14 protein-coding genes are annotated in these 12286 nt (G+C 58.4%); 4 read left to right on the forward strand and 10 right to left on the reverse strand.

All coding sequences use genetic code 11. The features are described from left to right. From AC2FFE_RS10695 to AC2FFE_RS10730, 8 genes are all read right to left on the reverse strand, one after another. The gene (locus AC2FFE_RS10695) at nucleotides 1-804 is read right to left on the reverse strand and encodes a CE1 family esterase (protein WP_496846596.1); all 804 of its coding nucleotides are present in this window, start codon (nucleotides 802-804) and stop codon (nucleotides 1-3) included. Nucleotides 805-1374: 570 nt separating this feature from the next. Further along, nucleotides 1375-1683, reverse strand: a complete 309-nt coding sequence (locus AC2FFE_RS10700; RefSeq protein ID WP_480501483.1) for a hypothetical protein — start codon at nucleotides 1681-1683, stop codon at nucleotides 1375-1377. An 8-nt stretch (nucleotides 1684-1691) separates the two neighbouring features. Further along, a complete protein-coding gene (gene pheS, locus AC2FFE_RS10705; RefSeq protein WP_496846597.1) occupies nucleotides 1692-2765 on the reverse strand; it encodes a phenylalanine--tRNA ligase subunit alpha in 1074 nt (357 codons plus the stop codon). 85 nt (nucleotides 2766-2850) lie between these two features. Further along, entirely contained in the window at nucleotides 2851-3921 is a 1071-nt protein-coding gene (locus tag AC2FFE_RS10710) for a Hint domain-containing protein (protein WP_496846598.1), read from the reverse strand. A 106-nt stretch (nucleotides 3922-4027) separates the two neighbouring features. Next, complete coding sequence (locus AC2FFE_RS10715) at nucleotides 4028-5398, reverse strand: glutamate--cysteine ligase (RefSeq protein ID WP_496846599.1); 1371 nt, start codon at nucleotides 5396-5398, stop codon at nucleotides 4028-4030. A gap of 67 nt (nucleotides 5399-5465) precedes the next feature. Further along, nucleotides 5466-5993 (reverse strand): hypothetical protein, encoded by a 528-nt coding sequence (locus AC2FFE_RS10720; RefSeq protein ID WP_496818924.1) that lies wholly within the window; start codon nucleotides 5991-5993, stop codon nucleotides 5466-5468. Beyond that, nucleotides 5990-6652: a hypothetical protein gene (locus AC2FFE_RS10725; protein WP_496846600.1), complete on the reverse strand. Its 663-nt coding sequence runs from the start codon at nucleotides 6650-6652 to the stop codon at nucleotides 5990-5992. The genes AC2FFE_RS10720 and AC2FFE_RS10725 overlap by 4 nt, the downstream gene beginning before the upstream one ends. Next, complete coding sequence (locus AC2FFE_RS10730) at nucleotides 6649-7374, reverse strand: 16S rRNA (uracil(1498)-N(3))-methyltransferase (protein ID WP_496846601.1); 726 nt, start codon at nucleotides 7372-7374, stop codon at nucleotides 6649-6651. The genes AC2FFE_RS10725 and AC2FFE_RS10730 overlap by 4 nt, the downstream gene beginning before the upstream one ends. 12 nt (nucleotides 7375-7386) lie before the next feature. On the opposite strand from AC2FFE_RS10730, the gene ubiA reads away from it, so the two are divergent. The 4 genes from ubiA (at nucleotide 7387) to AC2FFE_RS10750 (ending at nucleotide 11564) form a co-directional block, all read left to right on the forward strand. Next, complete coding sequence (ubiA, locus tag AC2FFE_RS10735; protein ID WP_496846602.1) at nucleotides 7387-8349, forward strand: 4-hydroxybenzoate octaprenyltransferase; 963 nt, start codon at nucleotides 7387-7389, stop codon at nucleotides 8347-8349. Between the two features lie 63 nt (nucleotides 8350-8412). Then, nucleotides 8413-10332: an OmpA family protein gene (locus AC2FFE_RS10740; RefSeq protein WP_496846603.1), complete on the forward strand. Its 1920-nt coding sequence runs from the start codon at nucleotides 8413-8415 to the stop codon at nucleotides 10330-10332. Nucleotide 10333: 1 nt separating this feature from the next. Further along, nucleotides 10334-10654: a hypothetical protein gene (locus AC2FFE_RS10745; protein ID WP_170446384.1), complete on the forward strand. Its 321-nt coding sequence runs from the start codon at nucleotides 10334-10336 to the stop codon at nucleotides 10652-10654. Between the two features lie 91 nt (nucleotides 10655-10745). After that, nucleotides 10746-11564 carry an isocitrate lyase/PEP mutase family protein gene (locus AC2FFE_RS10750; protein WP_496846604.1) on the forward strand — a complete coding sequence of 273 codons (819 nt, stop codon included), beginning with the start codon at nucleotides 10746-10748 and terminating at the stop codon, nucleotides 11562-11564. A 30-nt stretch (nucleotides 11565-11594) separates the two neighbouring features. Here AC2FFE_RS10750 and AC2FFE_RS10755 read toward each other — a convergent pair whose 3' ends face one another. Beyond that, entirely contained in the window at nucleotides 11595-12038 is a 444-nt protein-coding gene (locus tag AC2FFE_RS10755; protein ID WP_496818918.1) for a molybdenum cofactor biosynthesis protein MoaE, read from the reverse strand. Between the two features lies 1 nt (nucleotide 12039). Further along, a complete protein-coding gene (moaD, locus tag AC2FFE_RS10760; protein ID WP_496818917.1) occupies nucleotides 12040-12285 on the reverse strand; it encodes a molybdopterin converting factor subunit 1 in 246 nt (81 codons plus the stop codon). Nucleotide 12286 lies beyond the last annotated feature (1 nt).

Here is a 12286-nt window from a genome sequence, read left to right on the forward strand (position 1 = left end):
TTACGGATAGGTGGGTGTGCGGCCCAAAAGCTCGTCCAACTGCCGCCCGATCCAGCCATGCGGGATGAAATGCCCGCCCGGATGGGTGTCCAGCACCACCTGCCCCTGCGCGCAATCGGTCCATTCCACGCGGCTGAGCGTCAGGAACGGTTCGACACTCCAATCCCCGCGTGGGGTTGCATCGTGGCAATCATAGGCCGCGCGCCAGAGTGCCACCGGATAGGTCGTATCGCCGTTTGCGCCATAGGGGAAATCCATCACTTTGTCTCGCAGACCGTGCACATGGCGCGCCTCGGCCGGGGCCTCTGGGCAATGTTCGGTCTGCTGGATCGATCCCGCCACAGCCAGCAAGGCGGCGACGTCATCGCCCGACTGGCACACATAGCGCCATGCCATCGCGCCGCCATAGGAATAGCCCGAGACATAGATGCGATCGCGGTCAATCGGATAGCGCTTGACCACATCCTCCAACACCCGGTCAGCAAAGGACACGTCGTCTGTGTCCGACGTCCAGAAGTTCCATGTTTTTCGCAGCCCGTTCGGGGCGACCAGCAGCACGCCGCGCAGTTTTGTGGCCCCGGCAATGCGTTCATGGTTCACCACCACGGTCCCCTGCCGCGCCCAGCCGTGAAAGTGCAGAAGCACCGGCAGAGGTGTCTCGCCATCCCACCCGTCCGGCTCCCGCACGTGGTACGAGCGGTCGCCCACCTGACAGGCGGTATCGCCGTGGCATTCCGTGTTCCACGGCCCCATGGCAAAGGCGGGTGTGGCTGTCATCAGAAGGAAAAGCAGTCGATAGATCATGGGCCTGACCCTACCCAGCCTGAGCGTCGAGTCACATCACAAGCCCGTTGGGCAATGTAACAAGCCGCGCCATCGCCAGACCGTGGGGTGGCGATCCTTGGTTTGTGGTGGGCAGTTTATGCCAGCCAAATCCGTGCACTGTTCGAGCGGTACGCTGGCGGAGACAAATCGCCAGCCCGTGCGGGTGGTGTCGTCCATTGGGCTCGAACCAATGGCGCCACAATGAACGACCGATCGCGCGGCGGCCTATCGGCCTTCGCTCCGCGCCTATTTCTTGTAATGATCAATAAGCTTCTTAGTTTTCCACAATTGAGTCTCTTTGTCTCGCGCCGCTCGTTCTCGTTTTTCCCAAACCTTCTGATTTGCCATCATGAAAAGGAGAGAGAATGGTGCGGATATAAGCAAAATTAGTACGCTCACCCATCCAGGCAAAAAACTCGCGAGCGCACAAAAGAGAACGAACCATCCAAAGAGGACTACATTCCCCACCCAACGACCATTTCGGGAAGAGAACGCAAAACTCCAATCATAGAATTTCGAAAGATATACTCCTAGTAGATACACTATCTATCACCACTTCCAAAAACTGCTGCTCCGTCTATTGATCAGGTCTTGGGTTTTCTCTCTTTGAAACCTGTCGCGCAGATAGAAACCTCCTGTTCGCAAAAACTCCAGTGCCGCAACAAGAACGCCCGGCAGGAACAGAAGCGCGGACAAAAGAAAAGCGATCAACACGGTCGCTGAGTCTCTTTCCCAAACCCACGATGCGAGCGTTGGCAGCACAAACACCGCGAGAAACAAACACAGCAGCCATAGCAACGGATAGTTGGAAACCCTACGCTTCCACCAATCTCGATATGCTGTTAGCCAGTCGTCCAAAACTACCTCTATCGCGACAAACCACCATGCAGGTTCGGCATATCCAGCGCCGCAAACCCATAGTGGCGCAGCCAGCGCAGATCGCTGTCAAAGAACGCCCGCAAATCCGGAATGCCGTATTTCAGCATCGCCAGACGGTCGATGCCGATGCCAAAGGCAAAGCCCTGATAGACATCCGGATCGATCCCACCGGCGGCGATCACCTTGGGGTGCACCATGCCAGAGCCCAGAATCTCCATCCAGTCGTCGCCCTCACCGATCTTCAGCTGACCATTGTCCCAGGAACAGCGGATATCGACCTCGGCCGATGGCTCGGTGAAGGGGAAGTGTGAGGCGCGGAAGCGCAGTTCGACGTCGTCGACCTCGAAGAAGGCTTTCACGAACTCTTCCAGAACCCATTTCAGGTTCGCCATCGAGATGTCTTTGTCGATGGCCAGCCCTTCGACCTGATGGAACATCGGCGTGTGGGTCTGGTCATAATCAGCGCGGTACACACCGCCCGGACAGATCACGCGGATCGGCGCGCCCTGTTTCTCCATCGAGCGGATTTGCACCGGAGACGTATGCGTCCGCAGCACATGCGGCGGGCGGTTATCACCCTCAGCTCGGTGCATATAGAACGTGTCCATCTCGGCCCGCGCGGGGTGGTGGCCGGGGATGTTCAGCGCATCAAAGTTGTACCAGTCATCCTCGATCCGCGGCCCTTCGGCGACAGAGAAACCCAGTTCGGCAAAGATCGCGGTCAGTTCCTCAGTCGCCTGGCTGATCGGATGGATCGAGCCCTTACGGCGCGCGCGGGTCGGCAGGGTGACGTCCAGCCATTCGGTGCGCAGACGCTCATCCAGTGCGGCATCGGCCAACGCGGCCTTTTTGGCGGCCAGCGCCGAGTTGATCTCATCCTTCAGGGCATTCAGCGCCGGGCCTGCGACCTGACGTTCCTCGGGCGTCATCTTGCCCAACTCGCGCATCTTCAACGCGACCTCGCCTTTTTTGCCCACGGCAGCGACGCGGATCGCCTCAAGCGCGTTTTCGTCGCCCGCCTCGGCGATCTGACCCAGATATTTTGTCTTTAGATCGTCCATGACGCTTCCTGAACTTGGCCCTGATTGCTGTTGACGACCTGCTATCACAGCGGCCCGCGAAAGCAAGAGGGGGCGCATGGTGCAATCAGACCGAGCGCAACAAAGCCACGGCTTTGCCGTGCCGAACGGGTCGTGCAACCTTGCCATAAGACGCAGGTGAGCGTCGCAGTTCCGGGAACAGGGCAAACAATTCTTCGGCGGTTTGCGGTGCCAACCCAGCCAGACCCTGACGACCAGGGAAAAAGCTTTCCGAGACAAGACCCGCAGTACTGAGCAACTGGTGTTGATCAAACAGCAGGTGAACATAGGTGACGCTATCGCTCGGCGACTGGATCACCGTGGTACCGTTGACCAGCGATATGGCGGGCACGAGTATCTCGGCCTCGCCGAACATCAGCTCCGCCTGCCAGCCGGATATCAAAATGCGGTGCTGCGGCGAGACCAGCACATCAACTTCTGCTCCCAGCGTACCTGCGCAAATCCGGATCGGCGCGAACCGACCACGACCGGGCACGGTACGCTGGCCGACCCAACGAACCGGTTGCAGGCCATTGTCCAGCGTGTTGACAGCGTCACCCGGTTGCAGCGTTTCGATCCTTCGCGCCCCATCCGATGTATCCACCATCGTCCCGGCGGTGAAGCAGGCGGCGCCGCTGTCCCCGGGGCTTAACGGCCCATAGACCAGCGTATTGGTGTCTGGTCGATTGAACTGCAGCGATGTCGTGGTTTGGTTCGGGCCGACCAACACTGGCAGATTGACCGAGGTTTCCCCGGCTGCAAGCCCATTCTGAGCAACAATATTCGTTGTGCCGCCGCCAATATCGTAAAAGTCGATCACCTCACCTGTGGCTGTGTTGGTTAGGGCGTAGGCTTCGTAGTTTGTCGAGCCGCCACCATTTGGATCAGTGAGCAGGATCGGGAAGTCATCCGCTGAGATTACATAGACAACCTCATTGTTGTCGGCGTCGACGGTCACTTGCGCTGTTGGAACGCTGGTGAGCGGTATTTCGATCCCGACCTGACCATTGGCCTGATAGAAGGACACAGTGAAATTGGCCGGGTCTTCGGAAGCACCAATCGACACTTCCAGAAATTCGCTGACGCCCGAGCTTGCAGCATAGGCGTTGGAATAGTGGAGTTCGCTGATACGGGCCAATCATCACCCTCCGATACAGACACGCGACAATATCCGTCGTCCCAGACCGTATTCAATCCGAGAGGAAGACACTGGCAAACCGAATGCTAACCGGAAAATGGCCTATTCAGTAGCTGTATTCGGGATAAATCCGCGTCAGATCGCCGTTCCAATCACCATTGTAGTGTTCCAGCAACTCATCAGCAGGCACCTTGCCGATTTCGATGCTTTCCTTCAGCGCATTCAGGAAATGCGTCTCATCTGGCACAAGACCCCCGGCACCCGGACGGGCGCGTGATTTCAAGCCCGCTTCTGAGATCGCCACAACCTCGCGCGCCAGATCGTGCATGTTGATGTCGCCAACTTGCGCTTGCAGGCCTTTGACGGCGGCTTGCACCCGCAATTCCTCGCGCGTTTCTGCATCCCAATCCTTGACCAGATCCCAGGCGGCATCCAGCGCGCCTTGGTCGTAGGTCAGGCCAACCCAAAAGGCTGGCAATGCACACAGCCTGCGCCACGGGCCACCATCGGCCCCGCGCATTTCCATGAATTTCTTGATCCGCGCTTCTGGGAAGGCGGTGGTCAGATGATCGGCCCAATCCGACAAGGTTGGCGTTTCACCCGGCAAAGCGGGCAATTTGCCTTTCAGGAAATCCCGGAATGACTGCCCCAAGGCGTTGATGTATTCACCGTTGCGGTAGACAAAATACATCGGCACATCCAGCGCATATTGCACATAGCGTTCGAACCCGAATCCGTCTTCGAACACAAAGGGCAACATACCGGTGCGTGCATCATCCAGGTGCCGCCAGATATGGCTGCGCCAACTTTTCTGGCCGTTAGGCTTGCCTTCGAAAAACGGAGAATTGGCAAACAGCGCCGTCGCCACCGGCTGCAAAGCCAGAGCAACGCGCAGTTTCTGCACCATGTCGGCCTCGGAGCCGAAGTCGATATTGACCTGAACGGTACATGTCCGGCGCATCATGGCGCGGCCCATGGTGCCGACCTTTTCCATATAGTCGTTCATCAGCCGATAACGCCCCTTGGGCATCAACGGCATCTCGTCATGGGTCCAGATCGGGGCCGCGCCTAGACCAATGAAGCCCACGCCGATCTCGTCGGCAATATCCTTCACCTCGCGCAGGTGAACATTCACCTCGTCGCAAGTCTCGTGAATCGTTTCCAGCGGAGCACCTGACAGCTCCAGCGCGCCGCCGGGTTCAAGGCTGACATTGGCCCCGTCTTTTTCAAGCCCGATCAGCTTGTCGCCTTCGCGCACCTCGCCCCAGCCATGGCGATCCCGCAGCCCTTCCAGCACCGCCACGATCGAACGTTTGCCCTCAAACGGCAGCGGTTTCAGACTGTCTTTGCAATAGCCGAACTTTTCATGCTCGGTCCCGATGCGCCAATCTTCCTTGGGTTTGCAACCCGATTCCAGGTATTCGGCCAGTTGTTCGTGGCGTTCGATCGGTCCGCCGCCGGACTGAGGGATGGACATGAGACCTGTGCTCCGATCCTGATGTGTCTGTCTTGGTGGTCAGTCGTGAGCGGAAACAGCGCCGGTGTCAATGCAACCGAAGATGCGCAGGGCGTGAGGGCGTGCGTTCCCAGATCACCACCGGATGGGCCGAGCGGCCGTTCAATTCCGTCAGCATTTGTTCGGTTTTCAGCCCCGGCAGCGCCGAGAAGACATCGAACAGCGCCTCAGCCCCTTCCGCATTCACAGGAATGTGAAGCGTCGGCTGCCCCGGTTGATCCAAAACCCAATGCGCAGGGGTCGAGGTGGGATCAAGCGCCAGCCTCTCAATCTCACGCGTTGCGACCATGCCACCATCGAGCGGGCCAAAATAGGTGATCTGACCCTCATCCACCGTCACGATGCCCTGCCCGCCAGATCCCGTGCGGAACCGGGCGCGCTGAATCCCGACCAAGGCCAGCGCTGCGGCGACCACGATCAATACCCATCCAAGCCACCCCAGCAAACCGCCCGGCCCATTGATCCAGCTGAGGCCGAGGATCAACACAAACACGGCGATGAGCACTTCGCGCCAGCGCCACAGGGCCAGTTTTGCTTCGGGTCGGATAAAGCTCATTTGGAAGATTTGCTTTCTATTCCGCTGTAAGGTGCCGGAATACTCTCAAACTGCATCCCTCCAAAGTCTCCTATCAATTTGTTGCCGTCTGCGGTCTTGCGAAATAGCTTTGCGCCTTCACAGTGATAACAATTCGCAAGCACAGAAGGTTTACCTCTTCTTTCGCTGTCCATTTTTCGCAATCTCGTGATTTCTTGTTCAGGCGTATTTAGCCATTCAGACCGAGGTCTCAAGTGCAACCACGGCCCTTTGGATCTATCTAATCTGAAACCAGATCTCAGAGTTTCAATGCCTTGGTCATCTGCGGAGTCCAGAAGTGAAATGGTCGTATTATCAACAAAGAACCCCCCGCACGAGTATGAGATCAGATTTGGAAAATACTCCAAAGCCGTAAAATAAGGAGGCCTGCTGATTGCCATAAAGAGGTCGGAGGAGTTTTTTGTCATTCCGCCGTACAAGAAGTGGCGACCGTCTGGGGAAAGTGCGCAATCGCTTTCGTAGATACGAGTCTTGATCCATTGTCCAAAGGTGAAAATGTCTCCATTGGTCTGCCAATGGATCAGCCGGTAAAGACTATTGCTCGCCCGATAGAGTATTACTGCATCACTGGACTCAGTTGAGAAGAATAGATGAAGTTCTTGTCTCGGCTGTTGTTTCACGACCAATCCCCCAACGCCTGTTGCCACATGGTCAGCGCCGCCACCGCCGCCGTATCGGCCCGCAGGATACGGGGCCCAAGGCTGACCACATGCGCGAACGGCAATGCAGTTAAACGCGCGCGTTCCTTATCAGAAAACCCACCCTCGGGGCCGATCAGAATGGCCCATGGCTGGCCTTTCTCACTGGCTGCCAATCGCAGGGCCGAGCCGACCTCGGCCTCGTCACAAAACATCAGCCGACGACCCTCGGGCCATGTGTCCAGTACTCGATCCAACCGCTGCAAATCAGCGACCTCGGGTACGTAGGTTCCACCGCATTGCTCGGCAGCCTCAACCGCATGGGCTTGCAGGCGGTCCTGCCGGATACGCTCGGAATTGGTGAATTCGGTCTGCACAGGCAAGATCCGCGCGGCACCCATTTCGGTTGCTTTTTCCACGATGAAATCCGTGCGCGCCTTTTTGATCGGAGCAAACAGGAGCCACAGATCAGGCGGTAACTGCAACGACTTTGTCTGTTCCAGGCAGTTGAGAACACCACCCCGTTTTCCGGCCTCGGCAACCTTGGCCAGCCATTCGCCGTCTTGTCCGTTGAACAGGGCCACAGCCCCACCCACTGACAGGCGCATGACACCGAACAGGTAATGGGCCTGCTCGCGCGTCAATTCAACCGATTGCCCCTGACCCAAAGGCTGATCTACATACAGTCTGATCTTCGCACTCATGAGGCCTTACATATGCAAGGCAATGCCCCAACACCAGATGGTCAGGTCGCTGACGCCGTAAGCGGTAACTGGGTTGACACATATGCCCCGGACTTCACCCGCCCCTATCTGCGCCTCAGCCGCGCGGACCGGCCTATCGGCACATGGCTGCTGCTGATTCCCTGTTGGTGGGGTTTGGCGCTCGCAATTTTGCATGACGGGCGACCCAGGCTTGAAGATTTGTGGATCGCCATCGGTTGTGCGCTGGGTGCCTTCCTGATGCGTGGTGCGGGCTGCACCTGGAATGACATCACGGATCGCGAGTTCGACGCACAGGTGGAACGCACGCGGTCGCGCCCTCTGCCATCCGGGCAGGTTACCGTTCGGCAAGCGGTGATCTGGATGATCCTGCAATGTGTGCTGGCTCTGGGCATCCTGCTCAGCTTCAACCAAGCCGCCATAGCGATGGGCGTTCTGTCGCTGTTGCCCGTGACGATCTATCCCTTTGCCAAACGGTTCACATGGTGGCCTCAGGTGTTCTTGGGCCTTGCATTCAACTGGGGCGCTTTGCTGGCCTGGGCAGCCCACACGGGCAGCGTGGGGTGGCCCGCAATCGCGCTGTATCTGGCGGGAATTGCGTGGACCTTGTTCTATGACACCATCTATGCACATCAGGATGCCGAAGATGATGAGCTTGTGGGGATCAAATCCACAGCGCGCCTGTTTGGTACCGATACGGCCAATTGGCTCAAGTATTTTCTGGTGATCACGGTGGCTTTGATGGGGCTGTCGATTGTTGATGCCATGGTGCCTCATGCATCCATTCTGGCACTGGTCGTTGCTCTTGGCGGCCCATGGGCCATGGGTTGGCACATGATGTGGCAATTGCGCGGGCTGGACATCGAGAACAATGACAAGCTGCTGCAGTTGTTCCATTCCAACCGCGACACCGGCCTTATTCCGCTGATCTTCCTCTGCGCCGCACTGCTGCTCTGATTGCACCTGCTGGCCGGGGTCTGTAAGAGTCCGCCAAACGCCCGAGGAGTTCAAAGCCCACACATGCGTCTGCCCTATATTCTGTCTGTTTCCCTGATCTTTGTTGTGTCTGCGGGGCTCTCACTGTTGGCGGCCAGTTTTGCCGTCACAAAGATCGAGGAAACGTCGGAGTTTGCCGTGCGCCGCGCGCTGGATCTGAGCGGCCATGATTGGGCCGAAGTGCACTCCGACGGGCTGCGCGTTGTGCTGACAGGGACCGCACCGGATGAGGCCAAACGCTTTAACGCCCTGACCGCCGCAGGCACTGAGGTCGATACCTCGCGCGTCATCGACGAGATGGATGTTACCCTGACAAGCGCGCTGGCTGCGCCCCGCTTTTCGACTGAGATTCTGCGCAATGACAGCGGTATCTCGATCATTGGCCTGATCCCGGCCAGTGAGGATCGGGAGGAACTTGTCGAGAGGTTAAACGACCTGGACCCGACCGTGGCAGTGTCGGATCTGATGGAAACCGCGGACTATCCCAAGCCAGATGGCTGGGACGATGCCATTACCTATGCCATCAACGCCTTGTCACGACTGCCCCGCGCCAAAATATCGGCCAGCCCGGGGCTGGTCCGGGTGACTGCGATTGCCGACAGTCAGGCCGAGAAAGAAAGGCTGGAGCAGGCGCTGACCCGCGCTGCCCCGCCCAGCTTGCGGATCGGTCTGTCGATCTCGGCCCCGCGCCCGGTGATCACACCCTTCACGCTGCGCTATCTCATGGGGGCTGATGGCGGGCAGTTCGATGCGTGCTCGGCCCAAGATGAAAAAGCCCGCAACCAGATCATGGCAGCGGCTCAGTCCGCGGGTTTAACCGCCCCTTTCAGCTGCACCATTGGGCTGGGCGTCCCTACGCCACGCTGGCCCGAGGCGGCTTCGCTGGGGATCAAGGCCCTGGCAGAAATCGGTCAGGGGTCATTGACCATATCGGACGCAGATATGACCCTGATCGCCGCGCAAGGCACAAATCCGAACGTGTTTGACCGTGTGGTGGGCGAGTTGGAAAATGCCCTGCCCGAGGTCTTCGCCCTGCACGCCATTTTGCCGGAACCAGAGGCAGACGGAGCAAACGAACCCACCGAATTCTCAGCCACCCGCAGCCCCGAAGGGCTTGTGCAATTGCGCGGCCGGGTCGGCGATGAAACACTGCGCGACATGGTCGATAGCTATGCCCGCGCAACTTTCGGTTCGGAGCATGTGTACACGGCGACCCGAATTGTCCCCGATCTTCCGGGGGATTGGCCCGTGCGCGTTCTAGCCGGGCTTGAGGCACTGTCCCAGCTTCACAATGGCGCGCTGACGGTCACGACTGAGACGGTCGACCTGCATGGTACCAGCCATGACGAAGAGGCAAAGGCCCGGATCGCGCGCCTGTTGTCCGAGAAACTAGGCGACGCGCAAGAGTTCAGCCTGTCGATCACCTATGTGGAGCCGCCCGAGCCCGAGAACGCCCTGCCCGACCCCGAGCAATGCGAAGAACAGATCGCCCAGATACAGTCCGCCAGCAAAATCGCGTTCGAACCCGGCTCTGCCACCATCGCGAGCGACTCGCGCGATACAGTTAATCAAATCGCCGACATCCTGCGCGACTGTGGCCCAATCCGGATGGAGATTCAGGGCCACACCGACAGTCAAGGCCGTGAAGAGATGAACCAGCAACTGAGCCAGGCGCGTGCGCAATCCATCCTGAACGAGTTGCGCGGACGGCGAATCCCAACCTCAAGCTACACAGCCGTTGGCTATGGTGAAACGCAGCCCATCGCCGACAATGACAGCGAAGAGGGCCGTGAGGAAAACCGCCGGATCGAGTTTCGTCTGATCCGCCCCGCGCCCACCGAGAACACCGAGACAGGGCTCGAAGCGCTTGAATCCGAGACAGGCGCCGCAGAACAGACCGACACGACCGCATCGGAAACCGATGCGGATGCAGAGGACCAGTAAGTTGAACAGAATCGAATTCATCATCGCCACAGCCATCATCCTGTTCGCGGCCTTCTGCATGGGCTGGTTCGCCAACTGGCTGGCGCATCGCCTGTCGCGCGTCCGCCAAAGCGACGTGGCCGATCTGGACCGCATGAGCCAGGAACTGCACGAAGCCGAAGAAACCCGCGATCAGGCAATCACCTACCTGCAACAGCGCGAGGCCGAACTGACAAACCAGCTGACCCAGACCGAGGCCGAACTGGCCGCCGCCATGGACGGCCTGCGCGCGGCAAGGCAAGAGGCTGAGGAGTTGCGTGGACGGATCAACAACGCGGACTAGAGAGACCATCATCCCCGAGGTACTGGAGGCGATACACTTCTGTTGTGATATCCCCTTGCCTTAAGAAATTGCTGCGAATGTAAGGGCGGCCATGTCAAATCAGCAAAAACAGTTTGAACGCTTCAAAGACCTGCACCTTGGGCCTGACGCTTTTGTAATCCCCAATGCCTGGGATGCAGGTTCGGCCAAGCTACTGGCCAGCTTGGGTTTTGAGGCACTTGCAACCACGAGCGCGGGTTATGCGTTTTCGAACGGAAAACGGGACTCTCACGCGACGCTGACCCGCGAAGAATTGTTGAGCAACGCTTCTGACATTGCCGCTGCTGTCGACCTACCTGTATCCGCTGATCTTGAAAGCGGTTTTGGTCACTCTCCCGAAATCTGCGCACAGACTGTAAGGATGGCGACCCGGATCGGTCTGATCGGTGGCTCAATAGAAGACGTGACGGGTGATCCCGACGCTCCAATCTACGACCTAAACGAAGCCGTGGATCGTATTCAGGCTGCAGCCGAGGCGTCGTCTAGCCTGCCTTTCCTGTTGACGGCACGGGCCGAGAACTATCTTTGGGGTCGCCCGGATCTAAAGGACACAATTCGACGACTACAACTGTTTTCCGAAGCCGGTGCAGATGTACTCTACGCACCTGGTCTACCCAACCTGGATGCAATCAGAACCGTGTGTTGTGAGGTCGACAAACCCGTGAACGTGGTGATGGGATTGAGTGGGCCACTATATTCCGTCTCGGAGCTTTCAGGTGCAGGAGTGCGGCGTATAAGTGTTGGTGGTTCCTTCGCCCGAGCGGCGTTCGGCGCGCTGAAGCGCGCGGCAGATGAAGTGAAATCCAAGGGAACATTCTATTATTCTGCCGATGCAATGCCCGGTGACGAGCTTACACAGCTCATGGATTGAAATCGATGGGGTATTATGTGAGCCAGATACTCACCACCGTGTCAGCGCGTCCTCATCCTCATCCTTGGCGGCAACCCATTCGGCACCGGACTTAGTGATCTCTTTTTTCCAGAACGGCGCGCGGGACTTGAGATAGTCCATAAGGTACTCGGCTGCCTCAAACGCATCCTTGCGGTGTCGCGCTGCTGTGGCGACCATCATGATGCGGTCCCCTGGGGAGAGCCGTCCATAGCGATGAATCACGAGCACATCACCCAATGACCACCGCGCCTGAGCCTCTTGGGCGATCTGGGTCAGAGCGCGTTCTGTCATGCCGGGATAGTGTTCAATCTCCATCACATCCAGATCGCCCGAGGCCAGATCGCGCACGACGCCTGTAAAGGTCACAATGGCGCCATTGGCGTCGTCTCCGGCGGCGAAGGCATTGGCCTCGGCCCCCAGATCAAACGGCTCTTCCTGAACGGCGATACGCATGTCAGCCGCCGGTCATGGGTGGAAAAAACGCCACTTCGCGCACGCCGTCCAAGGGTGCGTCGAAATCCGAAAGCTCCTGATCCAGCGCCACGCGCAGGGCCGAGATATCAGCAAATGCAGCGGCATAGCGATCCTCGCGCGCGCTGAGTTCTGAAACCAGTTCCGACACGGTCGCGGCATCCGTCTCGACGGTTTCTTTCGGCAAGCCGATCCGCTCGCGCACCCAGGCGAAATACAGCACGTTCATC

The sequence above is a fragment of the Ruegeria sp. YTSA168 genome, assembly GCF_059610045.1.

Coding starts and splice junctions, on each gene's coding strand:
- AC2FFE_RS10695 (WP_496846596.1), bottom strand. CDS start 804: ATGATCTATCGACTGCTTTTCCTTCTGATGACAGCCACACCCGCCTTT.
- pheS (WP_496846597.1), bottom strand. CDS start 2,765: ATGGACGATCTAAAGACAAAATATCTGGGTCAGATCGCCGAGGCGGGC.
- AC2FFE_RS10715 (WP_496846599.1), bottom strand. CDS start 5,398: ATGTCCATCCCTCAGTCCGGCGGCGGACCGATCGAACGCCACGAACAA.
- AC2FFE_RS10720 (WP_496818924.1), bottom strand. CDS start 5,993: ATGAGCTTTATCCGACCCGAAGCAAAACTGGCCCTGTGGCGCTGGCGC.
- AC2FFE_RS10730 (WP_496846601.1), bottom strand. CDS start 7,374: ATGAGTGCGAAGATCAGACTGTATGTAGATCAGCCTTTGGGTCAGGGG.
- ubiA (WP_496846602.1), top strand. CDS start 7,387: ATGCAAGGCAATGCCCCAACACCAGATGGTCAGGTCGCTGACGCCGTA.
- AC2FFE_RS10740 (WP_496846603.1), top strand. CDS start 8,413: ATGCGTCTGCCCTATATTCTGTCTGTTTCCCTGATCTTTGTTGTGTCT.
- AC2FFE_RS10750 (WP_496846604.1), top strand. CDS start 10,746: ATGTCAAATCAGCAAAAACAGTTTGAACGCTTCAAAGACCTGCACCTT.
- AC2FFE_RS10755 (WP_496818918.1), bottom strand. CDS start 12,038: ATGCGTATCGCCGTTCAGGAAGAGCCGTTTGATCTGGGGGCCGAGGCC.
- moaD (WP_496818917.1), bottom strand. CDS start 12,285: ATGAACGTGCTGTATTTCGCCTGGGTGCGCGAGCGGATCGGCTTGCCG.